Genomic DNA, 23,727 nt, shown 5'->3' on the forward strand with positions numbered 1-23,727 from the left:
GCTGATGTGGTCGGCGATGTACGCCGCGGCGCGCTCCTCGGTGTCACGCGGACGAGAAACCTATCTCCCGCAGCTCGTACATCAGTTGATAGATGAGCATGCCCGACGTGGAGACGATTCCCATGCGACCGGGCTCGGCAGCGATGTCCCGAGGCAGGGACCTCGACCGGCCTCGGCCGAATCGAGCACAGCCAGGGGCGGGCCGCGGCGGCCGGGAATCCGGTTCGCCGCGGCCACCCTGAGTCAGGACAACTGGCCGTCGTAGTCGGGCAGCTTGAACGTCCGCTCGGCGTGACCGCCCACCAGGTCACTGGACTTGTTGCCGATGTTGGCGATGATGGTGTAGCCGTTCGCCTCGATCTCCGTGCGCTTGCCGGTCTTGTACTCGCTGACCTCGTCGAACAGGTCGGGCAGATCCCGGACGTACAGACCGGAGACCGGGTATCCGACCTTCTTCAGGTTGTACGCGGTGAGCGAGTAGATGATGCCCGGACGTGCGGTGACGAAGAAGACCTCGACGCCGCGGGAGTCCGCGAAGCGGGCGAGGTCGAGGACCGGCTTGACCGCGGGGGTCGGGTACTTCCAGAAGCCGTGGAAATCCGTCTCGAGCGAGGTGTTGTCGATGTCCAGGACGATCGCCAGCTTCTGGCCGGAGGCGTTCGAGGTGCGCTGCTCGATGTAAGGGTGGGCAACGGCGGCGACGGCCGCCACATCACGCTGCCACGTCCCGTAGTCGACATCCAGAACCTGCGCGGTGGCACGGGTCGACTGTGCCGTTTGTGCCGTCTGATGTGACGCGGCCGATGCCACGGGTGTGGCCATGGTGAAAGCCAGCGCGGCGACGGTTGCCACCGACCGGATTCGCCAATTGCGTACATGCATGGGGGGGTTCTCCTGGGTTTCGGAACAGCTCAGGGCAGCCTTTCGGTCCCGAACGGACGGAAAGGGTCTTGGCATGCTCGCGGCTCATGATGTACGGAAGGCAACGTTCCCTCTACTGATCGGTAGCAAGATCGGCCCCGAGCACGCGAGACGCCCGTCGGCGACGTGCGCCGACGGGCGGTCAACGGGCGGTGTACGGGCGGACTACGGCGGGCCGAGGCCGTGCTGACCAGCAATCCCTCTCGCGCAGCGAAAACTGGCCCACGTGTGCCCAGTAGATGTCCATCTCCAGATGGACCAGCTCGGGATCGGTCTCGGCGAGCAGGACGTCGTAGAGGCGGACCCCTCGTGCGGGTGCGGCCGGTGAGCGGGCAGGGCGTTTCCAGGTGTACGTGCGGGTCCTGCGGGTCGTACGAGCGGGTCCTGCGGGTCGTACGTGCCGGCATGGTCGATCAGGCCGGGGAGAACAGATGGTCGCTGATGAGCCGGGCCGCGCCGATCACTCCGGCGGCGGCCCCCAACTCGCCGAGCACGATGGGGAGATTGCCGGTCGCCAGTGGCAGCGACTGGCGGTAGACCTGGGTGCGTACGCTCGCCAGCAGCGTGTGGCCGAGGCCGGTCACCCCGCCGCCGATCACCACGAGTCCGGGGTTGAAGAAGCTGACGAGTCCGGCGATGACCTGGCCGACGCGGTAGCCGCCGTCGCGGATGAGGTCGAGCGAGGTGGCGTCCCCGGCGGCAGCGGCGGCCGCGACATCGGCGGCGGTGAGCCGTCCCGCGCTCTCGAGCCGGGCGGCGAGCTCGTCCGACCGGCCCGTGCGGGCCGCCTCCTCGGCGTCGCGGGCGAGCGCGGCTCCGCTGAAGTGGGCCTCCAGGCAGCCCTTGTTGCCGCAGGCGCAGGCGCGCCCCTCCGGTTCGACCTGGATATGGCCGATGTCGTCGGCGCTGCCGGTCGTGCCGCGGTAGACCTCGCCGCCGACCACGATGCCGCAGCCGATGCCCGTACCGATCTTGACGCACAAGAAGTCGCCCACGGAGCGTGCGACGCCCGCGTGCTGCTCGCCCATCGCCATCAGGTTCACGTCGTTGTCGACCATGACGGGGCAGCCCAGTTCCTGGCTGCGCGCCTCGCGCACCGGGAAGCCCTCCCAGCCGGGCATGATCGGCGGCGCGACCGGCACGCCCTCGGGGAAGCGGACCGGGCCGGGGACGCCGATGCCCGCTCCGTCAAAGCCTTCGGCGAGTCCGGAGGCCCTGAGCTTGGCCGCCATCGAGAGCACCTGCTCGAAGACGGCGACCGGGCCCTCGCGTAGTCCATGGGGTGGTTGAGATGGCCGAGCACCTCCAGCTCGGCGTTGGTGACGGCGACATCGACCGAGGTGGCGCCGATGTCGACGCCGAGGAAGCGCAGGGCGGGGGCGAGCCGGATGTTGTGGGAACGGCGTCCGCCGCGCGAGGCGGCAAGGCCGTCCGCCACCACGAGACCCGTCTCAAGGAGCCGGTCGACCTCCACGGCGAGCTTGGAACGCGACAGGTCCACCTGATCGCCCAGCTGAGCACGGGAGTTGGGCCCACCGTCACGCAACAGTCTGAGCAGTCGCGCCTGATGGGCGTTCGCGGGTCGAGCGGTCATGCGTCTCACGTGCCCCTCCCCGCCTCTCGGGGCATTCCGTCGGGGTTTGGAGGGGAACGAAGCAGCGCTTTCCCCAACTGGGAAAAACTTGCGCGGAGTTCCGGCACAACTTTCTCCACAACCGGGACAAAGATCTGAGCAGTTGTCAGGTGGTCTCGGCCCCGACCGCCTTTTCGAGCACGTCGAGCACGGTGTCGCGGAGCAGCTCCACCTTGTAGCGGGTCTGCGGCAGGGGCGAGCAGCGTTCAGTGGCCGCGGTCGCGGTCGCGGCGGTGAGCAGGTTCTCAGGGGTCGGCTCACGCCCGAGCAGGGCGTCCTCGACTTCCGGCAGCCGCAGGGGCGTGTGGGCGATGCCGCCTGCAGCGACCGCGACCGCGGTGACGACGTCGTCGGAGACGGTCACCCGAGCCACAGCCTCGACCAGCGGCCATTCCGCCTTGGCGCGGCTGATGGCCCGGTTGTAGGCGGCCCGTTCACCGGGGAGCGGAGCCGGCAGAGTGACGGCGGTGAGGATCTGCTCAGGGGCGAGCAGATGGTCGCGAGTTGGGTCGGATCCGTCGCCGTACAGGTCGGCGACGCTCAGGGTCCCGAGTTCATGTACGTCGATCCGGGCGTCATAGCTGAGCAGGGCGATCGCGATCGATGAAGGGTTTGGAGCGATGCAGGGCCCTTGGTCGATCACCGCCGCGTGCAGGTGGATCCCGGTGCGTGCGGGACAGCCCTCGCCTCCGTCGCGGTAGCAACTGAAGTGGGGATTGCGGTAATACCAGCAGCGGTTGTGCTGGAGAAGGTTGCCGCCCAGTGTGCCGGCGGTACGGATCTGCGGCGTGGCCAGGGCGCCCGCCGTCTTGGTGAGGGCCGGGTAGTCCGCCTGCAGTCCGGGGGCGGCGGAGATCTCGGCCACACCGGTCAACGCTCCTATCCGCGTGGTCCCGTCGGCTTGTCGGGTGATGCCGTGCAGGGCGGGAAGCAGGGGAATCTGGACGGAGGCGCTGCGAGTGACTCCGCCGCGTCGGCGGGCGGTGGTGTCCGTGCCGCCGGCCCGCAGTTCCGCGCCGTTGTCGAGAACGGCGGCCGCGGCCTCGTCGAGGGTGCGGGGCTGGTTCACGGGCGCAGTCCTTCCAGCAGGCGGTCCGGGCGGATCGGCAGGTGATGGGGGCGCCAGCCGGTGGCGGCGTGGACGGCGTTGCCGATGGACGCGGCCACCGGCATCGTGCATACCTCTCCCAGGCCGACGCCGCCGCCGTCGACGTGATCGAAACCCTCCTCGTGGAAGTGGATGTCGATCTCGGGAATGTCGCCGATCCCGGGGATGCGGTAGTCCTCGAGGTTGTCGGTCAGTACGACACCGGTCAGCGGGTCGGTGATGCGCTCCTCGTACAGGGCGTAGCCGATGCCCTGGATGACGCCCCCCTGGCACTGGTTGAGGGCAGCAGCCGGCGAGTAGATGCGACCGGCGGCGATCCCGCCCCAGACGCGCGTGACGCGCGTGTGGCCAAGGCGGGTGTCGACCTCGACCTCGGTGACATGAACGGCGCCGGTGAAGCCCCTGCCGATGATCACGCCACCGACCCGTACGGGAGTGGCGTAGCCACGGCGGTCCCGTCGGCGCTTGCCGACCACCCGCAGGCCCTCGCCCTCCGCGAGAAGCTGTTCAACGGAGCCGCCGGTGCCCTGCGCCGCCTTGGCGGCCAGCGCGGAGCGCAGGCGCACGGCGGCATCGCGGGCGGCGGGCGCGATCGACGGGGTGGTCCGGCTGCCGCCCGAGGTGGGTCCGTGGACGGTTCCGGTACGGCCGATGTCGACGCGTACCCGATCCGGACGCAGCCCCAGTTCGGCGGCGATCACGTCGGCGATGACGGACCGGGCGCCCTGGCCCATGTCCTGGGTGGCCGTGCGGGCCACCACGATGCCCTCTTCGACGGTGAGTTCGACCTGCGTAGCCGGGTCGAGGAAGTACATCCAGTTGGCGGCGGCGACGCCGACGCCGCGCCGGAAGCGGCCGGTCCGGGAGCCGACGGCGGGCCGCTGCGTCCACAACGGCAGAGTCGCTGCCACGTCGTACAGAGCTCGCCGCTTGGCGTTGCCGTCCCAGCGGCGGCGCAGCGCGATGGGGTCTTCCCCCCGGCGGTGGGCCGTTTCGTCGACGGCTTGCTCCAGTGCCCAGGCCAGGGGCGGCCCGCCGGGTCCGCGGAAGGGGGCGGCAGGAGGCCGGTGGGTGACGATGTCGAAGTCCCGTAGCCGCCGCGGGGCGTTCCCGTAGATGAACCGCGCCAGCGCGGCCACGCCCGAGCCGACGGACGTGCCGCCGTCTCCGTGCACATCGAGGGTGAGCGCGGCAAGATTCCCGTCGTCGTCGGTGAGCATGGCGATGTCGGCCCGGGTGCCGGGCCGGTGGCCGCCGTCGGTGAGTTCCTCGGCCCGGCTCAGCACGACCCGCACCGGGGCCGTGTGCAGCCGGGCCAGTTTCGCCGCGGCGACGATGTCGCTGGTCAAGGTGAGTTTCGAACCGAATCCGCCGCCGACGTGGACTGCGTAGGCATGCACCTGCCCGGGTCGCAGACCGAATCGCTCGGCGGCGCGCTCGGCAACCTCGGCGACAGCCTGGGTGGATACCCAGAGATGAAGGTCGCCGGCGCGGTCCCACGACGCCAGGCACGCGTGCGGCTCCAGCGGTGTGTGGACCTGTGGTTCGGTCGTGAAGGTGGCCTCGACCAGACGCCGGTCCTCGCCGCGCGCGCGGGCCTGCTCGATCCGCTTCAGGGCGAGCGAGCCACGCCAGTTCATCCGCACCGGGCCGCGTACGTTCCCGTCCCACTTGGCCGGTGTCATCAGCCCCTCGGCAGAGGTGGGGGCCTGCTTCCGTTCCTCCTTGGTGGGATAGACGACGAGACTGTCCGGGCGCTCGGCCCGGGCCAGGTCGACGGTGGCGGGCAGGACCTCGTACTCCACCTGGACCCGCTCGGCGGCGGCGTGGGCCTCGGCGAGCGTCCCGGCGGCGACAGCGGCGATCGGCTGGCCGACGTATCGGACCGTGCGGTCGGCGGGCAGCAGGTCGACGAGCCGGTCTCCGCCGGTCACCGACCTGACGCGGGCATGCGCGTGCCGGGAGCGGATGATGACCCCGTCGAGGAGGCCGTCCGGCTGGACGTCCGTCGTGTACAGGGCCTGGCCGGTGATCTTCTCCATCGCTTCCACGCGGGGCGGCGGAGCGTCATCCGTGTCGTGTGCGCCCGTGCACGCCGCAGCGACAGCCGCGTAAATCCCCTCGTACGCACCGCAGCGACACAGGTGTCCCGCCAGAGCATCGGCGATCTCAGTCCGCGACGGAGCGGTGTCGCCGTGCACGGCCCGCCAGCGGTCCACGAAACTCGAGGCTTCCATGACGAACCCGGGCGTGCAGTAGCCGCACTGCAGCGCGTCATGCGCCGCGAAGGCCCGTTGCACCGGGTGCTTGCCCTGCAGACCCTCCACGGTGGTGACGGCCTTGCCCTCCAGGACTGCCGCCGGAGTCAGGCAGGCGACCTTCGGGACACCGTCGACGTGGACCGTGCACGCCCCGCACACACCCGCCCCGCAGACCAGTTTCGTCCCGGTCAGGCCCAACGTGTCGCGCAAGAGCTGGACCGCGGTGGCGTCTGGTTCACTCCCGACCTGACGCGCAGATCCGTTGACCGTTACATCCATTTGCGAAAGTCCTTGGAAGAGGAGAGAAGCCCGGTACCTGCCGCTTGTCGCTGCCGCGCGGCCCGCTTGCTGCAGTCGAGACAACCCTGGTGGCTCACGAGCGCAACGGGATGAGCAAAAACTGCTCATTTCCGGTTCCGGCACGGCACCCGGGCACCCGCATCAGCTTCAAGTGCCATGTGTTCTTGAGTGTCAGTTTGCTGCCACAGACGGTTCCCGGCACGCCACGCACAAGACGGGTGGTCCCCGTTGCACAATCTGACGTTTCACGCATAGAGTGTCAGCATGACAAGTCGAGGGCGAGCCATGAACTCCCGACTCGATCAGGTGCTCGACGCGGCGTACGTGACCTTCACCAAGCACGGCGTGCGCCGCACCACCATGGAAGACATCGCCCGGGCGGCGGGCATGTCCCGCGCCGCCGTCTACCAGTACGTACGCAACAAGGACGACGCCTTCCTGCGGCTCGCCGAACGCCTGCACGGGCAGGCGTTGGCCCAGGCCGAACGGGCCGCGGTCGCCGAGGGCACGGCCCACGAACGCATCCGCGGGATCCTCGGCGCCAAGCTCGACCTCTTCCAGAAAGTCGTCGAGGACTCCCCGCACGCCTCGGAGCTGATCGACACCACTGACCGGCTCTGCGGGCCGACCGTTCAGCAGTTCACCAAGGACCTGCACGACCTGCTCACCGAAGCCTTCGCCACGGCCGGCACCACGACAGTGACGCCGACGCAGGCCGCTGACATCGCCATCGCCCTTGTTCTGGGCCTGGAATTGACGCCGGACGGTGCCGCGCTGCTGCGCCCCGCCACCGAAGCCCTCATCGTCGGACTCACCGAGAGAGACACCCCATGAACGCATCGCCCGGGCCGCTCACACCTGATGCGCCGGCCCATGCCGCCGCAGAGCGCTGCGGACCTTGAGAGGTGCTGTGACCGTGCCTGGTTTTGCGGATGTGTTCGTTGGCCGGGGCGAGCAGTTGGGGCTGTTCACCCAAGGGCTGGCGAATCGACGGTGCCAGGGATTCGTCGTGTCCGGGCCGGCGGGCGTGGGCAAGTCGCGGCTGGTCGAGGAGTGCCTGGCGCGGGCGGCGGGCAAGGGGCTCCGGGTTGCGCGGGCGACCGCAACCGCGGCGGCAGGGATGGTTCCGTTGGGTGCGATCGCTCATCTGGTGCCGGCGGGGGCGGATTTGTCCGATCCGGTGACGGGCTTCGCCGCAGTGGCACGGCAGTTGGCCGGTCGGGACGGGCGTGAGCTGATTCTGCTCATTGATGACGTACACCTGCTGGATGCCGTCTCGGCGGTACTCCTGCGGCAGTTGATGGATGCGGGTGTGGTGCGACTGCTCGGGACGATCTGCTCCGGTGCGCCGGTGGGGGATGCGGTCGAGGCACTGTGCCGCGGCGACGCAGTGTGGCGGGTGGATCTGGCGGAGCTGGACCGTGGCGACGTCGAGGAGCTGTTGCAGGCGGTGCTGGGCGGGCCGGTGGCGCAAAGGACGCTGCGGGAGCTGTATGCGGCAAGCCGTGGCAATGTGCTGTACCTGCGGGAGCTGGTGACCGGTGCGCTGGACCGGGGGGCCCTGGTAAGCGACGGAGAGATCTGGGAGTTGGCGACTGGTCCGGTTCGCGGGACGAGCCGGCTCGTGGAGCTGATCAGTGCGCGGCTGGCCGCGGCCGGGGCCGGGGCTCGTCCGGTACTGGAGTTGCTGGCGCTGTGCGAACCGCTGTCCCTGACCGACGCGGAGCAGGTCGCGTCACCTGAGGCGGTGACCGGGCTGGAGTACGCCGGGTTGGTGCGGGTGGGACAGGACGGACGGCGCACATCGGTGGCGCTGGCGCACCCGTTGTACGGAGAAGTGCTGCGAGCCGGCCTCCCGGTGACGCGTCGACGGGCGCTGCTGTTGCGCCAAGCTCGAAGGGTCGAGGCACGAGGCATGAGACGTCGCGCCGACGCGCTGCACGTCGCGTCCTGGCGGCTTACGGCGACCGGCACGGCTGATCCTGCGGCGCTGACCGAGGCGGCGGCGCTGGCCCGGTACGCCCACGACTACGGGCAGACCCGTGCGCTGCTGCAGGCTCTGCCCGAAGAGCACCACACCACCGCCACCCGCCTGATGCTGGGCGAGGCACTGTTCGAGCTGGGCGAACCGCAGCGGGCCGAGACAGTGCTGGCCGCGGCCGTCGCGGGTGCCGAGAGCGAGAGGGACAGGCTGGCGGTCACGATGGCGCGCACCTTCAATCTGTTCTGGGGGGCCGCGGAGGCGGACGAGGCGCTGGCCGTCAACGACGCCGCCCGCGCTCGGGCCACGAATGCTGACGCCGTGCGGATGCTGCAGTACTGCGAGGGGTCCATGCGGATCGCCTCGGGCGAGGCGGTACGTGGCCTGGCCCTGCTGGAGGACATGGAAGAAGACATCCACCACGCTCCCGACCCGGTGGCCTGGCTCACCGGCGCCTTGATGAAGCCACTCGGGCTGGAACTGGTCGGCCGCACCGGCGACGCAGTGGCCTGGGCCGAACGCGCCTACGCCGCCCACCTCACAGTCGACCACCACACCCTCTATCCCCACCCGGCAGTCCAGCTGATCTCGGTGAACCACGCTCTGAGCAGCCATGGACGGCTGGCCGAAGCCCGCGAGGTGGGCCGGCGCGGCTACGCCGAGCTCGCCCGGGTCATCTCAACTCCCGTACCTCAGATCTGGCTGGCCTGCAGTCTGGGCCGCACCGAGTGGCTGGCCGGGCACCCGGCAAGTGCCCGCCGCTGGTACGCCGAGGCCGCCGCGCTGGCTCGCGCATCCCACCACATCAGGCCGCTGGGCCCGGCACTGAGCGGTCTGGCCGCCTGCGCAGCGGTACTCGGCGACCTCGATGCAGCCGAACTGGCCTGCGCCGAAGCCCGGAAGTACCTGTGGCCGGACGTCTTCGCGGCCGAGGAGTATCTGGGACGAGCCTGGCTGCATGCCGCCCGGGGCCACCTCGCCCAGGCCCGTACGGTCCTCGCCGACGCGGCCCGGTGCGCCCGCACCGCCGGCCTGATAACTCCTGAGGCCCAGCTGCTCACCGACATCGCCCGCCTCGGCGGCGCCAAGAAGGTGGCCGGGCGGCTTGCCGAACTCGCCCGCCAGAGCGACGGCGTGCTCACCGGCACCGGCGCCCGCCTGGCCGCCGCCCTGGCCGCCGACGCACCCGACCAACTCCTCGCCGTCGCCATCGCATTCGAGCAGGCCGGCGCCGACCTGCTGGCCGCCGAAGCCGCGACCGCAGCCGCCGCCGCATGGCAACGGGCCGGTCAGGCCCGCCGCGCCACCGCCGCCACCGGCCTGGCCGCCGCCATCGCCGGCCGCTGCGAGGAAGCCCGCACCGCACTGCTGACTGCCGCCGCCCCCACCGCCCGGCTCACCGACCGAGAGCGCGAAGTCGCCCTGCTGGCCGCCACCGGCACCCGCAGCAAGGACATCGCCGACGCCCTGCACCTGTCGGTGCGCACCGTCAACAACCACCTCCAGCACGCCTACGCCAAACTCGGCGTCACCACACGCCGCCAGCTCGCCGACGTCCTGGAACGGTCCGAACCACAGCAGGGACCCGCGCCTCGCCCCGCCATACAGGACGCCACCGGCCACCGCGCCGACCTGTTGCGGGTTCTCCGAGGTGAACGCCCCGGTGCTCGGGCCGAGTTCACCACGAGCGGATCACCCGGCTGAGCCGAGGGCGCGAGCGGCCCGTCCTACTGCTCGCGTTGGTGGTAGGTGTTGCGCGTGTGCTCCGTGTGCGCCCGCATGACCTCCGTCGCGCGCTGCTCGTCACGGTCCGAGATCGCAGCGATCAGCGCCCTGTGCTCGATCCACGACTGGCGGCCGCGCTGCCGTGCGACAGGTGTGTAGTACCAGCGCACCCGGCGGTCCACCTGCGCCGCCAGCCCGGCCAGCACGGGATTTCCCGCGAGTTCCATCACCTTGGCGTGAAAGGCCGCGCTGGCGGCCACGGCCAGGTCCACATCGTCTGCGGCGACGGCCTGTTCGCCCTGTGCGCAGAGCTCTTCGAGCGCGGCGATGCCCGCGGAGCCGGAGTTCGCGGCGGCCAGCCGGGCGGCCTCCGCCTCCAGGAGCGTACGGACCGACAGCAGCTGGTCCGCCTCCGCCTCGATCGGCTCATGGACGAACGCGCCCTGCGCCGGGCGCAGATCGACCCAGCCCTCGGTGTTGAGCCGCTGCAGCGCCTCGCGTACGGGCTGGCGGGACACGCCCAGCTGGCCTGCGAGTTCGCTCTCGACCAGGTGCTGGCCCGGGCGCAGCGTACGCGTGGTGATCAGCTCGAGCAGTGCTTCGTAGACCCGCTCACGCAGCGGACCGGGGCGTTCCAGCCTGGGCACGGTTCCCTGCGGCAGTCCTGCTGACAACATCACGGTCCCCCTCCCGGGCCGGCAACGGCGAGCGGGTAATTGGCTATCGTCTACAGTCTACCGAGCGCAATCCCCGCCGACCGGGATCCGCGTCATCTCCGGCCGGTGTCGAGCAGTTCCTCCAGCCGGTCGAGGAAGGCGCGCTGACCCGGCACCAGCTTCTGACGCGCCTCGTCCATGCCGGTCCATTCGGCACGGTCGATCTCGGGGAACTCCTGCATCCGGCCCGAGCGCATGGGCCACTCCATGGTGAAGGTGCCCGGCACCACGAGGTCCGTGTCGAGGTCGCCCTCCAGCGCCCAGACGGTGACGATCTTGCCGCCCGGCTGCCGCGCTTCGCCGAGCGGCAGCCATTCACCCTCGGGCGGCGCGAGGCCCAGCTCTTCCTCGAACTCCCGTCGGGCGGCCGCCATCGGCTCCTCCTCCGGGGTGTACTCACCCTTCGGCACGGACCAGGCCCCGACATCGCGGGCCTCCCAGAAAGGCCCTCCCATATGCCCGATGAGAACCTCGGTATCCGTACTCCGCCTGCGGAACAGCAGCAGGCCCGCGCTTCGCTTCACCGCCATGCCGTTCAGTCTGCCCCGGTCCGGCGACACTCCGCGCGCGTTTGACAGCAGTCGGTGAGCTCACCGCTGCCGGACCGGTCCCTGAGCACTCAGGGGCAGCGGATGACCTGACCCGCGTACGAGAGATTGCCGCCGAAGCCGAAGAGCAGTACCGGGTCGCCCGACTCGATCTCGCCGCGCTCGACCAGCTTGGAGAGCGCCATCGGGATCGAGGCGGCCGAGGTGTTGCCGGACTGGACCACATCGCGGGCGATCACGGCGTTCACCGCGCCGATCTTCTGGGCGACCGGCTCGATGATCCGCAGATTCGCCTGGTGCAGGACGACCGCGGCCAGCTCCTCGGGCGTGACTCCGGCGCGCTCACAGACCTTGCGGGCGATGGGCGGGAGCTGGGTGGTGGCCCAGCGGTAGACGGACTGGCCCTCCTGCGCGAAGCGGGGTGGGGTCCCCTCGATCCGTACCGCATGACCCATCTCCGGGACCGAGCCCCACAGGACGGGGCCGATCCCGGGCTCGGCGCCCGGGGCGGTCGCCTCGACGACCGCGGCGCCTGCGCCGTCGCCCACGAGCACACAGGTCGTACGGTCGCTCCAGTCGGTGACGTCGGCCATCTTGTCGGCCCCGATGACCAGCGCGCGGGTCGCTGATCCGGCCCGTACGGCGTGGTCGGCCGTGGCGAGCGCGTGCGTGAACCCGGCGCAGACGACATTGAGGTCCATGACGGCGGGCGAGCCCATGCCGAGCCGGGCCGCGACGCGGGCCGCCGTGTTCGGCGAACGGTCGATCGCGGTGGAGGTGGCGACCAGGACGAGATCGATGTCGGCGGGCACGAGACCGGCGGCGGCCAGCGCCTTCGCGCCGGCGTGCGCGGCCAGTTCGTCGACCGGCTCATCGGGTCCCGCCACATGCCGGGTCTCGATCCCGACGCGGCTGCGGATCCACTCGTCGCTCGTGTCGACCATGGCCGCCAGGTCTTCATTGGTAAGCACCTTGGCGGGCTGGTAATGGCCGAGCGCGACGACGCGTGAGCCGGTCATATGTGGTCCCCCTCGTCCGGATACAGGAATCACCCAGTCTTGGCTGCTACCACCCGGTACGGCGGCATGTGATCCCACAGGATTCGGGGTGCTGAATTTGGAGCTTCCCGAAGGGTGTGACGAACACCTGACACCCATGGAGGATACTGTAGACAATATTCTGTCGACGCTTTTCCCGCAGCTTCCCTCATCACCAGGGGCCGCGGGGTGTGTCCGTCTGTGCCGGAGAATGACATCGTCAAGGATCGCTTCGGCTTCCAGCACGTACAGAATCGGAATTGATCACCATGGGACGGGTCACCGAGCGCCGCCGCACCATCCGCATCAGGGACGGCGCTGTCACGTCCCGCCCGGACACCCTCGTGGCCGAGGAGCCGCTGGAGATCCGCCTCAACGGCAAGCCGCTCGCCATCACCATGCGCACCCCCGGCGACGACTTCGCGCTCGCGGCGGGCTTCCTGGTCAGCGAGGGCGTGCTCGGCTCCGCGGCCGACGTACGCAACATCGTGTACTGCGCCGGGGCCAAGGACGACGGCACGAACACCTACAACGTGGTGGACGTCCAGCTCGCGCCCGGCGTGCCCGTCCCCGACATCACCCTCGAACGCAACGTCTACACCACCTCCTCCTGCGGTCTGTGCGGCAAGGCGAGCCTCGACGCCGTACGCACCACCGCCCGCTTCCCGATCGCCGACACTCCCCCGGTCCGTGTCGAGCCCGCGCTGCTCTCCGGCCTCCCCGACCGGCTGCGGGCGGCACAGCGGGTCTTCGATCGGACCGGGGGGCTGCACGCGGCCGCGCTGTTCTCCGAGGAGGGCGAACTGCTCAACATCCGGGAGGACGTCGGCCGCCACAACGCGGTCGACAAGCTGATCGGCCGGGCCCTCCAGGACGACCGGCTGCCGCTGGCCCGGGTGATCCTGCTGGTCTCGGGACGGGCCTCGTTCGAGCTGGCGCAGAAAGCGGTGATGGCCGGCATCCCGGTGCTTGCCTCGGTCTCCGCGCCCTCCTCGCTCGCCGTCGACCTGGCCGCCGAGACCGGTCTGACCCTGGTCGGCTTTCTGCGCGGCGCCAATATGAACGTGTACGCGGGCGACCGGCGCATCGCCCTGAGCACCGAGGTCTGAGGCGTGTCCGCCGCACGGGATACGTCAGCGGACCACGTCCACGAAGACCGGGTTGGTGTAGCACCAGGTGTCCAGCCACGGGTCGCCGTTGCCCGGCTCATGCGGAATCGGACCGTGCGGGTCGATCGCCGCGCCCAGGAAACCGGACCCATTGCGCTTGCCGTCGCTGCCGCGCAGCCGCAGATAGAAGGACTCCTCGGCCCTCCCCACCGGGATGCGCAGCGTGTAACGGCCGGTGCGGCCCTCGACGTCGGCGGTGTGCACGACGCGGGTATCGGGTGCCCGCCACTCGTCGCGGTCGGCGACCGGGCCGCAGACCGCGCCGCGGATCACATCGAGGTGCGCCAGTCGCGGTACCTCACCGTGGTGATTCGGGCGTGAGGCCGTGGTCAGGGTGACATTGAGGACGATCTTCTCGCCGCGTCGTACGCGCAGCCGACCGCCCAGCGTCACACCGCGGCCGATGCCGTGCTCCCGGTTCACCCGTACGTCGATGCCCTCGATGAGCTGACCGTGGTCGACCCAGACCCGGCCCGCCCGCAGGCCCGCCATCACATGCCGGTAGCCGTAGCGGGTCACGCCGACATGCGTACGGCTGAACTGGCCGGGCCAGAAGTCCCCGCCGGGCTGCGGCTGGGTGGTGTTGACCGGGTCGGGCAGCCGGCCGGTGTTGTCGAAGTTCTGACCGGGCAGCCAGTCGCCGTTCTTCCAGGTGTCGTACGCGACGCGGTGCACGTCGGAGTTGGAGGTGATGGAGAACAGCCGGCCCTCGGCAAGCATCGAGTCCCACAGCCCGCCGACCGTCGCGGTCGCCCAGTCGAAGCCGCCGTACGTCACATAGGCCGCCGCCGGGTAGCCGGGCCAGGAGTTCTCGGACGGCTTGTTCACATACTCGCCGCGGATGCTGTTCGGTCCGGCCCAGCCGGGGAAGGCACCCGCCTGGGCGCCGGGCGCGCCCTCCATGCCGATCATGATGCCGGGAGCGGCGTCCCGCCAGCCGCGCATCTCGTGCGGGGAGTCGATGCCCAGGCGCAGCGGGTGGTTGGCGAGGACCAGCACGTCATCGACATAGCCGCAACGACGCTGCTCCTCCAGCCACTTGAGCGCCTTGACGGCGTGGGCCTCGTTGCGCGCGGTGTCCGGGTGGCCGGGTGCGCCCGCGGTGTAGCCGAGGAGTTTGCCGTCGTACTCCTGCTCGAAGCGGGTGAGCAGTTCGACCTCGTGGCGGCCGGGCGGTGAGAAGACGGTGCAGTGCTCGGCGCCGGGGATGTACCACTCCAGGCCCTGGAAGATCAGCATGCGCCGGTTCTCGGCCCGGGCCCTGAGGATCTCCTCGTGCTCGGCCCGGGCGCCGCCCGCCTTGTGGTGGCCGATGTTGCTGTGCTCGGTGAGGACCATCCAGTCCAGGCCGTACTGGGATGCCGCGCCCGCGAGCTGGGAGAAGGTGTACTTCGCGTCATGACTGTAGACCGAGTGCACATGGTGGTCGCCGACGAGATAGGAGAGGGCGGGGTCGCCCAGGGCCGGGGTGTGCGCCTCGGCCGCGGTGGGCGCGAGCAGGCTCCCGGTCGCGAAGGCGGCGCCGAACAGGCCCGCGCTGCGCAGCAGTCCGCGCCGGGAGAGTCCCTGCGGGTCGAGTGAGTCGGCGGGTATTGCGGGGTCGGCCCAGCGCGGCAGGGGCTGATCGTTTCTGTGCACGGTGTCCTTCTCCTTGGCTGGCTGAGCGGTCAGGCGTTCATGAAGTCGGGGGCGGGCAGGGCACGTTCGACGATCCGGATGTCGCCGAGCCAGCCGTGCATCAGCTGGTCGAGGGTGCCGCCGTATTCGTAGCCGCCGAGCAGCCAGGGCAGGCCGAGGGTGGCGAGTCCGGTGGTACGCGTGGCGGGGTTACGGGCGACCGGGCAGCCGTCGACGTACATGGTGGTGTGCTGTCCGTCGTTGACGACGGCCGGGGCTGTCGAGGTCGGGACGCCAACTGGCAACGTTGTCAGCGGTGTTCCGATGAGACAGGGCGACGGCGGGGGTGGCGGCGGCAAGCCCAAGTCCCGCGGCAGCGGTCGCGGCGCCGGTGAGCCCGGCCACACGCAGGACGGTGCGACGACTGGCGGTGGGGCCGGCCGACAGCGGGCCGTCGGGCTGGTGGAGCGGACTGCACATGGACTCTCCGCGGGACGATCGACGGGGTGATCGAGTGCACGGTAGCGAGGGGCCGTGGTCGGCAGCGGCGCCGGAACGACGACGGCTGGGCGAAGAGTTCGTGAATGCGAGTGGCTGGATTCGGTCGGCCGACGGGCCGGGCGGCTCCCGCGCCGGGCGCCGACCTGCTGACCTCAGTCGGCGGTGGCGGTGGCCGACTCGGGGCTTTCGTGGCGCGCGGGGATACGGACGGCGATGAGTGCCACATCGTCGCTGCTGGCCTGTGCGAGGCCGGTGAGCAGCTCGTCGCAGAAGGACTCCAGGGGTTCCTGGGCGAGGGCGGCGGCGTGCTGGCGCAGCCGGGCGGCGCCGCGGTCGAGGATTTCGGTGCGCCGTTCGATGAGGCCGTCGGTATAGAACAGGACGGTGGAGTTCGACGGCAGAACTTCGGTGGCGTCAGGACGTAGTTGGGTGGAATTCACCCCCAGCAGCATGCTGCGGCCCTCCGTCAGGAATCGCGTGTCGCCTTCCGCGGTGATCAACAGCGGCGCGGGATGGCCGGCGGCGGCGTATTGCATACTCCACCGCTGATGCTCGTCGGGCTTCACCACCAGTGCGTAGATGCAGGTCAGGGTCTGGTGCGGGTAGAGAATGCTGATAGCTGCGTCCAGCCGGCCCAGGATCTTGCCCGGTGGCTCTTTGCGGTCGCTGGCGATGCCGCGCAACATGTTCCGCATGTGGCTCATGGTCACGGTGGCCTGCAGGTCGTGGCCGGCGACGTCTCCGATGATGAGGGTCATGGCACCGCCGGGCAGCACGAACGAGTCGTACCAGTCTCCGCCGACCTGGGAGGTGGCCAGGGCGGGCTGGTAGCGGGCGGCGAGCTCGAGGTATCCGTCGGTGGGCAGATCGGGCAGCAGGGAGCGTTGGATGCGCTCCCCCGTACGCTGGACCTCGCCGTGCAGACGTGCGTTCTCGACGGCGAGCGCGACGCGGTGTGCCAGGTCCTCCGCCAGCGGAAGACTGCCCTCGTCCAGCGCACCGGTAGCCGCTGTGCGTGCCAGTGTCAGGGCGCCCACTACCTGGCGGCGGGCCCGCAGCGGCGCGATCACCACCGTCTCGGCTCCCAGGTGGTCGAAGAGTTCCAGCTCCCTGGCGTGCAGTGGATCGGGTGCGCCTGCGGGTGCGGTGAATTTCGTGACGAGCAGTGGGCCGGCGCCCCGCAGCGCGCGGGCCACCGACGCGGCCGACTCCTCGGACACGGGTGGCAGCTCACCCTCGTACAGGCCGGGTGACAGCAGATCCGACTCACGGTGCTCGATCACCCGTCGGTGCAGGCGGCCGTGTTCGTCGAACAGATCCACCGCGCACCAGTCGGCGAGACCCGGCACCAGCGTGCGGCACAGGCGTCGCAGTCCCTCGCCGATGTCGAGGGTGCCGGCCAGCGCCTCAGAGGCGTTGGTCAGCAACGTCAGCCGGTCCAGGGCGTGCTGTACTGCCCGGTCCACCTCATGGACGGCCTCGGCCGGCTCATCGTGACTGTGCGACTTCGACCCCATGCACATGCACCTCTTCCGCGTCTGCCGGTCCGGCCGCAGTCGAGGGCGACCTGCTCAGTGGTCGGAGTAACTGAAGTCCCCTACGGTCCAGGCGCTCACGTCCTTGATGGCGATGCGGTACATCCCGCCGGTCTCCGGAATCCCGAGACTGCCCTGGAGGATCCTCGCGACATGAAAGTGCAGATGTGAGGGTCGGTCGCCCTGCTGGGCGGAGGCGCCCGCCACGGCGGTCACAAAAATTGCGGCGAACGGGCCGAGCCGGTCCGAATCCTTGAGGACCTCAGCCACCCGCGCCCTCCACATGGCCTCAGGAGCCAGCCGTCCGGTGATGACGGCACCGGGGACAACCACGGTCAGGGACATCTGATTGGTTTGCTCCGACTCCACCATGGCGGCGACGTCGACGAGCAGATCATCAGGCTTCGACATGAGTACCGATTCTACTCTGCGCCGACCGCTGGACGGGGCCGGAACCCCGGCCACAGTGCGGGCCGACGGCTTCTGACCGGCAGCACATCTGTGCCCGGCCGGCGATGCGGGTCGATGCCACGTCAGCCCCGGCGCGAGCTGCGGGCGCGGCGCCGGGTTTCCGCCGGGGCCGGGATCGTCTGGAGTTCGAGCGTGGCCGGGAGTTCCGCAAGGCCCGGGCCGCCCGACCGCACCCAGGCCAGGATGTCGTCCGTCGCGTCGTCGTCCAGCGCCCAGCCGATCCAGGCCGCGCGAGCTCCTCGACGGCGGCCCTCCGTGGAGGGCTGGACCACGATCACATTCGCCTGGCCGCAGGGGCCGAGGCAGTCGCTCGTACGCACCGCGAGGCGCCCGTCGGAGTCCGCGGCGGCCTCGCGCAGCCTGGCGAGCTGGCCCTCGTGGTCGGTGCCGGGGTTCTTGCGGGCGTCACCGCAGCAGCAGCCGCGGCATACGACCAGGGTGCAGGGGCGGGGCCCGAAGGGGCGTATGGCGTACGTCGTCACCCGGCGATCTTGTCAGTCGCAGGGCGCGTCGGGGTCGGCGATGCGCCCCAGCAGGGCGACGAATTGATCACGTTCGGCGGGGGTTCCTGCCCGAACTGGCCGTGATCCACGAGTCGATGGCCTCCCCCGTCCCCGGGGAAAGCCATCGCCCCCGCATCCCGCGACCTCCGCTTCGCCAGCACCACACACACCATCAACTGCATCTGATGAAAAAGCATCAACGGCAGCACAGCCGCCGCCGCCTGCGCCCCGAACAGCACAGTCGCCATCGGCAACCCCGCCGCCAAGCTCTTCTTCGACCCCGCGAACTGGATCGCAATCCGGTCCGCCCGCGCGAACCCCAGCCGCTTCGCCCCGTACCACGTAAGCAGAAGCATCGCGGCCAGCAGCACCGCCTCCACCCCCAGCAGCGCCACCAGCCGCACTGGAGTCACCTGGTGCCAGACGCCCGCGACCATGCCCTCGCTGAAGGCCGTGTAGACGACCAGCAGGATCGACGCCCGGTCGACATACCCGAGCGCCCTCTTCCGACGCGTCAGGAACCCGCCGACCCAGCGCCTCAGCAGCTGCCCCGCCAGGAACGGCACCAGCAGTTGCAGGACGATCCTGATCAGCGAGTCCGTCGAGAAGCCGCCCGCGCTCCCGCCCAGCAGGAGCGCCGCCAGCAGTGGGGTGAGCACAATGCCGGCGAGGCTGGAGAAGGAACCCGCGCAGATCGCCGCCGGCACATTGCCGCGCGCGATCGAGGTGAAGGCGATCGAGGACTGGATCGTCGACGGGACGAGGCAGAGGAACAGCAGCCCGCTGTACAGCTGCGGAGTGAGCACCTGGGGCTCAAGGACCCGCGCCGCGAGGCCCAGTAGCGGGAAGGCCAGGAACGTCGCGGCCAGCACCGTCAGATGGAGCCGCCAGTGCCGCAGACCGTCCAGCGCCTCGCGCGTCGACAGGCGCGCGCCGTACAGGAAGAAGAGCAGCGCCACCGCCCCGGTCGACGCTCCGCCCACCACATCGGCCGCCGCACCAGACGCCGGGATCAGTGCCGCGAGGCCCACCGTCCCCAGCAGCGCCATGATGTACGGATCTGCCGGCAGCCAGGACGGCAACTGCGGCGTGCGGCGGCTCATGTGCCCACTTTGCTCTCGGTACGGGTGGTGTCCTTCTCCATGCTCCCCCTGGCCGGGCCGATCGGGAATCCCGGACACCGCTCTGACTGTCATCACGATTCGCGATAGCGAGCTAAGCTCGAAGGGTGTACGACCCGGCCCAGCTCCGCACCTTCCTCGCCGTCGCGCAGACCCTGAGCTTCACCCAGGCGGCGCGCCGCCTCGGACTGCGGCAGTCGACGGTGAGCCAGCATGTGCGGCGGCTCGAGGACGCGACCGGGCGGCAGCTGTTCGCGCGGGACACGCACAGCGTGGAGCTCACCGAGGACGGCGAGGCGATGCTCGGCTTCGCCCGTACGATCCTGCAGGCGCACGAACGCGCGTCCGCGTTCTTCGCGGGGACACGGCTGCGCGGGCGGCTGCGCTTCGGGGTCTCCGAGGACTTCGTGCTGACCCGGCTCCCGGAGATCCTTCAGTCGTTCCGCCGCGATCACCCTGAGGTCGATCTGGAGCTCACCGTCGAGCTCTCCGGCACGCTGCACAAGCGCCTCGAGGCGGGCCGTCTCGATCTGGTGCTCGCCAAGCGGCGCACCGGTGACACCCTCGGCGAGCTCGTCTGGCAGGACACCCTGACCTGGATCGGCGCTCCGCAGCTGCGGCTCGACCCGGACCGCCCGGTGCCGCTGATCGTCTTCCCACCGCCCGGCATCACGCGCGCCCGTGCCCTGGAGGTGCTTGAGGCGCACGGCCGCCCTTGGCACATCGCCTGTACGAGCACCAGCCTGAGCGGCCTGATCGCGGCTGCACAGGCAGGTCTCGGCGTGATGGCCCACACCCGCGGTCTCATCCCGCCGGGCCTGGTCCCGGTCCCCGCCCGCGCCGGCCTGCCCGAACTGGGCGATGTGGACTTCGTACTGCTGCACAACCGCCGAGCGGGCGCGCAGCACGGCGCACAGGAGGCGGCGGATGCGCTGGCCGCGTCGATCCTCGCGGGCGGCGACCGGCTGCACCGCCCGGCCGGGCCGCGGCTGCCGGTCAGTCGCCGGTGAAGTCCGTGAGTACGCAGCCCTCCACCAGCGCCTTCTCCTTCTTGTAGCCGCTCGGAACGGCGAAACTCGGGTTGCAGTTGAGGATGAGCAGCTGCGACTGGCCGAGTCCGCGGACCTCGTCGTCGCCGACCGCCACGACCGCGAAGTCCTGACCGATGGCGAAGCCGCCGTTCAGTCCGGCCTCCGGGTCATCCTTGAACTGCTTGTACAGATCGGCCTTGTAGGCCCCCTGGAACTTCTTCATGTCGCTCACCATGAAGATCCGGGTCCACTCCTCCCGGTGGCCCGTGCTGCACACACCCCGCTCCGTCACGCCCCAGCCGGCGTCCTTTTCGCTGTCCCCGCTGTAGAAGCGCTCGTCGTCGGGGCGGGTTCCGAGATCCTTGCAGCGGGAGTACGTGGCGACATAGTCGAAAGCGGCCTTCATGCTGCCCGCGACCGGCAGACCGTCGAAGCCGGTGGCGCCGTCCGGCGCGGAGCCGTTGACACCGCCGTTCTTGGTGGGGTTCTCGAGGGTGCCTTCCTTCGGGTCCGCCGGATTGTCGCCCTGCGACTGGCCGGTGCCCGCACCGGCGCCGTTCACTGCGTCCTGCGGCGTCATGCCGCCGCCGCTTCCGCAGGCGGTGAGCACGAACAGGGCAGCGGCGGCAGTGAACAGCGGTTTTGTACGCATGGATGTGACGATCCCCCGAGTGAACGACCTTGGACGGCCGCGACTCTAGAGTGATCATCATGTCCACGGCAAACCGGCTTCAGCGGCGCTCCTCGTACCTCAGCTGCTTGACCGTCCGCAGCACCGGCGCGCACTCCACATGCTGTACGCCCGCAAGCCGGCCGAGGCTCTCGTTCAGATAGCGGTAGACGGATGCCGTGTCACGGCAGACGATCACCGCGACCAGATTGCAGTGCCCGGCCGTCGCGGCGGCGAAGGCCACCTCGGGATGGGTTGCAAGCGCGCGGCCGACCGCTTCGAGGGCCGAGGGCGCCGCGGTGATCCACAGCAGGGCGCGGGTGCCGTAGCCGAAGGCGTCGGAGTCGAACTGCACATCGATGAAGAGCGCGCCGGAGCGCAGGAGTTGGTCGAGCCTGCGGCGTACGGCGGACTCCGAGCGGCCGGTGGCCTTCTGGAGCTCGGCGAACGACGCCCGGCCGTCCGCTTCGAGGGCGGCGACGAGCGGTTCGTCGTCCTCGGTGATGCGCGTGACGCCGCTGGCCGACGGCTCCTCGAACACCGGCCGCAGCGCTTCGGCCTGTTCGGGAGTGAGCGCGCCCTGTTTGCCCAGCCAGCCGGCCGGCCCGCCGTAGAAGCCGTGCAGCAGTTGATGGGCGCGGATCTCGACGATGCTCGGGGTGCGCGGAAGCTTGCCGAGGAGCAGTTCGTCGTGCTCGCCACGGGTCCGCATCCGGATCATGCCGACCACCTCCGTACCGCCCGAAGCGAGACCGATCCAGGCCGTGTCGGGACGGCGTGCGAGAGCGCGGGCGATGGCGAACGCCGCGTCGGGGGTGCAGCGCAGTCGCAGCATCCACCGCTCCTGGCCGAGGCGTTCGACGTCGCGTACGCCGACGACGCGTACGCCGACGTCCGCTCGTAGCCGCCGGAAGCGCCGGGCGACCGTCTGGTCGGAGACGCCTAGTACGGCGGCGACCCGGCTGAACGGGGCGCGTCCGTCGATGTCCAGGGCCAGCAGCAGCTGCCGGTCCAGCGTGTCCGGTGCGTGCGATTCCACCGCTGAACCGCCCTTCGGTGTCGGATTCCGGCGCCGGTCCACGATCGACTGCGGGATCGCGGGCTGGTTCTCGGATCGTACGGCAGGTAGGAACACCGATGCCGACGGAGGACGTCATGGGCAAGTGGAGGCCGCTGACCGCGGTCTGTCTGGGGACTTTCATGCTGCTGCTGGACGTGACGGTGGTGATCGTCGCGCTGCCGGACATGGCGGGTGCGCTGGACGCCTCGCTCACCGATCTGCAGTGGGTGATCGACATCTATGCGCTGGTGCTGGCAGCGCTGCTGCTCGGCGCGGGGGCGGCCGCCGATGTGCTGGGAAGCCGCCGGATGTATGTGGCGGGCATAGCGCTGTTCGCGGCGGCGTCGCTGGGCTGCGGCCTTGCGTCGGGTCCCGCGGCGCTGATCGCGATGCGCGGCGTGCAGGGGCTCGGCGCCGCCGCGATGTTCGCCACCACGCTGTCGCTGCTCGCCGCCGAGTACCAGGGGCGGGAGCGGTCCGTTGCGCTCGGGGTGTGGGGCGCGGTCAGCGGAGCGGCGGCGGCGCTCGGCCCGGTGCTCGGCGGCGTGCTCACCCAGAGCCTGGACTGGCGGTGGATCTTCTTCATCAATCTGCCGGTGAGCGTGGCGGCGATCTGGATGACGCTGCGCGCGGTGCGGCCCTCCGAGCGGGGCTCGCGGCGCGTCGACTGGGCGGGGACGGCGTCGTTCGCGCTGTTCGCCGGGGCGGCGACCTACGCGGTGGTACGGGCCGGGGAGGCCGGCTGGGCGTCGGCCCGCACCGGTGTGTGGTTCGCCGTCGCGGCCGCCGGTCTTGCCGCCTTCGTCGTGGTGGAGCGCCGGGTGGCCGATCCGCTGATCGATCTGTCGCTGTTCGCGCGGCCCTCGTTCCTGGCCGTGATGGCCGCGGGCCTGGCCTACAACGCGGCCGCCTTCGGGGTGCTGCCGTACACCTCGATCTGGCTGCAGACGCTGCTCGGGATGAGCCCGGTGCGGGCCGGGCTTGCGCTGTTGCCGCTCGCCGCAACGGCGTTCGTGGCGGCCGCGGCCTCGGGCCGGCTGCTGCACGGTGCGCCGCACCGGTGGGTGATCGGCGGCGGGCTGCTGCTGATCGGCGGCGGCACGGTGGCGCAGGGCGTGCTGGACGCCGATTCGGGGTGGGCCGCCCTGACTGCCGGGCTCGCCGTCGCGGGCATCGGTGTCGGTCTGGTCTCGCCCGCGCTCGCGGGTGCGGCGCTGTCCTCCGTACCCCAGCGGAACGCGGGCATGGCGGGCGGCGCGGTCAATACGTTCCGCCAGCTCGGCTATGCACTCGGCGTCGCGGTCTTCGGTACGATCGCCGCCGCCCGGATGACGACGTCGCTCGACGGCGCCGGCGTCGACGGGGCCGCGGGCGCGGCGCACACCCTCGCGGGCGGCGGCGCCACGGCCCTGCGTGCCACGACGGCCGAGACAGTGCTGCGGACCGCCTTCGCGTCGGGGCTGAACACCGCGGCGGTGGCGGCAGGGATCGCCGGGCTGCTGGCCGGCCTCGCGGTACTGGTGTGGGTGCGGGCCCCGGCCGCGCCGGAAGCACAGGTACGGACCAATCCGCCAGTAGCCGTAGAGCGAGGGTGATCGCACCGTACAGATTTGGTGGAGATTCGGGCGCGGCTTACTTACTCTGCGGTCAGAAGCCCGCCCGAACCTCCCTCCCCGTGACCGGCTATCCGTACCTGACCTGTACTGATGCCATTCGTCCACAGTTCTGGAAGGCTCTCCCGCCCGGCGGCCCGGTGGGGTAGCGTCACGGCGCTGTGCGGGGAGCGCCACGAGGAGCAGGCCATTGCGCGAGTTCACTG

At 70.6% G+C, this 23,727-nt stretch carries 18 protein-coding genes and 3 pseudogenes; 5 read left to right on the top strand and 16 right to left on the bottom strand.

Going from position 1 to position 23,727, the window contains the following annotated elements:
• Positions 1 to 243 precede the first annotated feature (243 nt).
• From ACI2LP_RS01060 to ACI2LP_RS01080, 5 genes and pseudogenes are all read right to left on the bottom strand, one after another.
• Positions 244 to 882, bottom strand: coding sequence for an HAD family acid phosphatase (locus ACI2LP_RS01060; RefSeq protein WP_404722421.1), 639 nt, complete (start codon positions 880 to 882; stop codon positions 244 to 246).
• 238 nt (positions 883 to 1,120) lie between these two features.
• Positions 1,121 to 1,225: pseudogene (locus ACI2LP_RS01065) on the bottom strand (sugar phosphate isomerase/epimerase); the annotation flags it as partial.
• A gap of 109 nt (positions 1,226 to 1,334) precedes the next feature.
• A pseudogene (locus ACI2LP_RS01070) lies at positions 1,335 to 2,515 on the bottom strand (ROK family protein).
• Between the two features lie 145 nt (positions 2,516 to 2,660).
• Positions 2,661 to 3,623 (bottom strand): FAD binding domain-containing protein, encoded by a 963-nt coding sequence (locus tag ACI2LP_RS01075; protein WP_404722422.1) that lies wholly within the window; start codon positions 3,621 to 3,623, stop codon positions 2,661 to 2,663.
• Positions 3,620 to 6,331, bottom strand: coding sequence for a molybdopterin-dependent oxidoreductase (locus ACI2LP_RS01080; RefSeq protein WP_404722423.1), 2,712 nt, complete (start codon positions 6,329 to 6,331; stop codon positions 3,620 to 3,622). The genes ACI2LP_RS01075 and ACI2LP_RS01080 overlap by 4 nt, the downstream gene beginning before the upstream one ends.
• A 177-nt stretch (positions 6,332 to 6,508) precedes the next feature.
• Here ACI2LP_RS01080 and ACI2LP_RS01085 point away from each other — a divergent pair, with 177 nt between their 5' ends.
• Both ACI2LP_RS01085 and ACI2LP_RS01090 read left to right on the top strand, forming a co-directional pair.
• Positions 6,509 to 7,057: a TetR/AcrR family transcriptional regulator gene (locus ACI2LP_RS01085; protein ID WP_404722424.1), complete on the top strand. Its 549-nt coding sequence runs from the start codon at positions 6,509 to 6,511 to the stop codon at positions 7,055 to 7,057.
• Positions 7,058 to 7,139: 82 nt separating this feature from the next.
• Positions 7,140 to 9,908: a LuxR C-terminal-related transcriptional regulator gene (locus ACI2LP_RS01090; RefSeq protein ID WP_404722425.1), complete on the top strand. Its 2,769-nt coding sequence runs from the start codon at positions 7,140 to 7,142 to the stop codon at positions 9,906 to 9,908.
• 23 nt (positions 9,909 to 9,931) lie between these two features.
• On the opposite strand, the gene ACI2LP_RS01095 is transcribed toward ACI2LP_RS01090, so the two are convergent.
• The 3 genes from ACI2LP_RS01095 to ACI2LP_RS01105 all read right to left on the bottom strand — a co-directional run bounded on the left by ACI2LP_RS01095 (position 9,932) and on the right by ACI2LP_RS01105 (position 12,212).
• Positions 9,932 to 10,606 (bottom strand): GntR family transcriptional regulator, encoded by a 675-nt coding sequence (locus tag ACI2LP_RS01095; protein WP_404723029.1) that lies wholly within the window; start codon positions 10,604 to 10,606, stop codon positions 9,932 to 9,934.
• Positions 10,607 to 10,698: 92 nt separating this feature from the next.
• A complete protein-coding gene (locus ACI2LP_RS01100) occupies positions 10,699 to 11,175 on the bottom strand; it encodes an NUDIX domain-containing protein (RefSeq protein ID WP_404722426.1) in 477 nt (158 codons plus the stop codon).
• A gap of 89 nt (positions 11,176 to 11,264) precedes the next feature.
• Positions 11,265 to 12,212: a beta-ketoacyl-ACP synthase III gene (locus tag ACI2LP_RS01105; RefSeq protein WP_404722427.1), complete on the bottom strand. Its 948-nt coding sequence runs from the start codon at positions 12,210 to 12,212 to the stop codon at positions 11,265 to 11,267.
• A gap of 287 nt (positions 12,213 to 12,499) precedes the next feature.
• Between ACI2LP_RS01105 and fdhD the strand changes: the two genes are divergently transcribed.
• Complete coding sequence (fdhD, locus tag ACI2LP_RS01110) at positions 12,500 to 13,339, top strand: formate dehydrogenase accessory sulfurtransferase FdhD (RefSeq protein ID WP_404723030.1); 840 nt, start codon at positions 12,500 to 12,502, stop codon at positions 13,337 to 13,339.
• Positions 13,340 to 13,363: 24 nt separating this feature from the next.
• Here fdhD and ACI2LP_RS01115 read toward each other — a convergent pair whose 3' ends face one another.
• The 6 genes and pseudogenes from ACI2LP_RS01115 to ACI2LP_RS01140 form a co-directional block, all read right to left on the bottom strand.
• The gene (locus ACI2LP_RS01115) at positions 13,364 to 15,037 is read right to left on the bottom strand and encodes a PHP domain-containing protein (protein WP_404722428.1); all 1,674 of its coding nucleotides are present in this window, start codon (positions 15,035 to 15,037) and stop codon (positions 13,364 to 13,366) included.
• 29 nt (positions 15,038 to 15,066) lie between these two features.
• Positions 15,067 to 15,288, bottom strand: a pseudogene (locus ACI2LP_RS01120) (Tat pathway signal sequence domain protein); the annotation flags it as partial.
• A gap of 381 nt (positions 15,289 to 15,669) precedes the next feature.
• Complete coding sequence (locus ACI2LP_RS01125) at positions 15,670 to 17,034, bottom strand: PP2C family protein-serine/threonine phosphatase (protein ID WP_404722429.1); 1,365 nt, start codon at positions 17,032 to 17,034, stop codon at positions 15,670 to 15,672.
• Between the two features lie 54 nt (positions 17,035 to 17,088).
• Positions 17,089 to 17,463 carry a hypothetical protein gene (locus ACI2LP_RS01130; protein WP_404722430.1) on the bottom strand — a complete coding sequence of 125 codons (375 nt, stop codon included), beginning with the start codon at positions 17,461 to 17,463 and terminating at the stop codon, positions 17,089 to 17,091.
• A 122-nt stretch (positions 17,464 to 17,585) separates the two neighbouring features.
• Positions 17,586 to 18,005: a (2Fe-2S) ferredoxin domain-containing protein gene (locus tag ACI2LP_RS01135; RefSeq protein ID WP_404722431.1), complete on the bottom strand. Its 420-nt coding sequence runs from the start codon at positions 18,003 to 18,005 to the stop codon at positions 17,586 to 17,588.
• Entirely contained in the window at positions 18,002 to 19,129 is a 1,128-nt protein-coding gene (locus tag ACI2LP_RS01140; protein ID WP_404722432.1) for a bile acid:sodium symporter family protein, read from the bottom strand. The genes ACI2LP_RS01135 and ACI2LP_RS01140 overlap by 4 nt, the downstream gene beginning before the upstream one ends.
• A gap of 125 nt (positions 19,130 to 19,254) precedes the next feature.
• Between ACI2LP_RS01140 and ACI2LP_RS01145 the strand changes: the two genes are divergently transcribed.
• Positions 19,255 to 20,157: a LysR substrate-binding domain-containing protein gene (locus tag ACI2LP_RS01145; protein WP_404722433.1), complete on the top strand. Its 903-nt coding sequence runs from the start codon at positions 19,255 to 19,257 to the stop codon at positions 20,155 to 20,157.
• Here ACI2LP_RS01145 and ACI2LP_RS01150 read toward each other — a convergent pair.
• Together ACI2LP_RS01150 and ACI2LP_RS01155 are read right to left on the bottom strand one after the other, a co-directional pair.
• Complete coding sequence (locus ACI2LP_RS01150; RefSeq protein WP_404722434.1) at positions 20,144 to 20,830, bottom strand: hypothetical protein; 687 nt, start codon at positions 20,828 to 20,830, stop codon at positions 20,144 to 20,146. The two genes, ACI2LP_RS01145 and ACI2LP_RS01150, sit on opposite strands and share 14 nt — an antisense overlap.
• Before the next feature lie 79 nt (positions 20,831 to 20,909).
• Complete coding sequence (locus ACI2LP_RS01155) at positions 20,910 to 21,887, bottom strand: Lrp/AsnC family transcriptional regulator (RefSeq protein WP_404722435.1); 978 nt, start codon at positions 21,885 to 21,887, stop codon at positions 20,910 to 20,912.
• Between the two features lie 116 nt (positions 21,888 to 22,003).
• Here ACI2LP_RS01155 and ACI2LP_RS01160 point away from each other — a divergent pair, with 116 nt between their 5' ends.
• On the top strand, positions 22,004 to 23,503 hold the full coding sequence (locus ACI2LP_RS01160; RefSeq protein WP_404723031.1) for an MFS transporter: 1,500 nt from the start codon (positions 22,004 to 22,006) through the stop codon (positions 23,501 to 23,503).
• Positions 23,504 to 23,727 lie beyond the last annotated feature (224 nt).

This window comes from Streptomyces sp. NPDC019890, from assembly GCF_044903445.1.
In the GTDB taxonomy this organism is placed as follows: domain Bacteria; phylum Actinomycetota; class Actinomycetes; order Streptomycetales; family Streptomycetaceae; genus Streptomyces.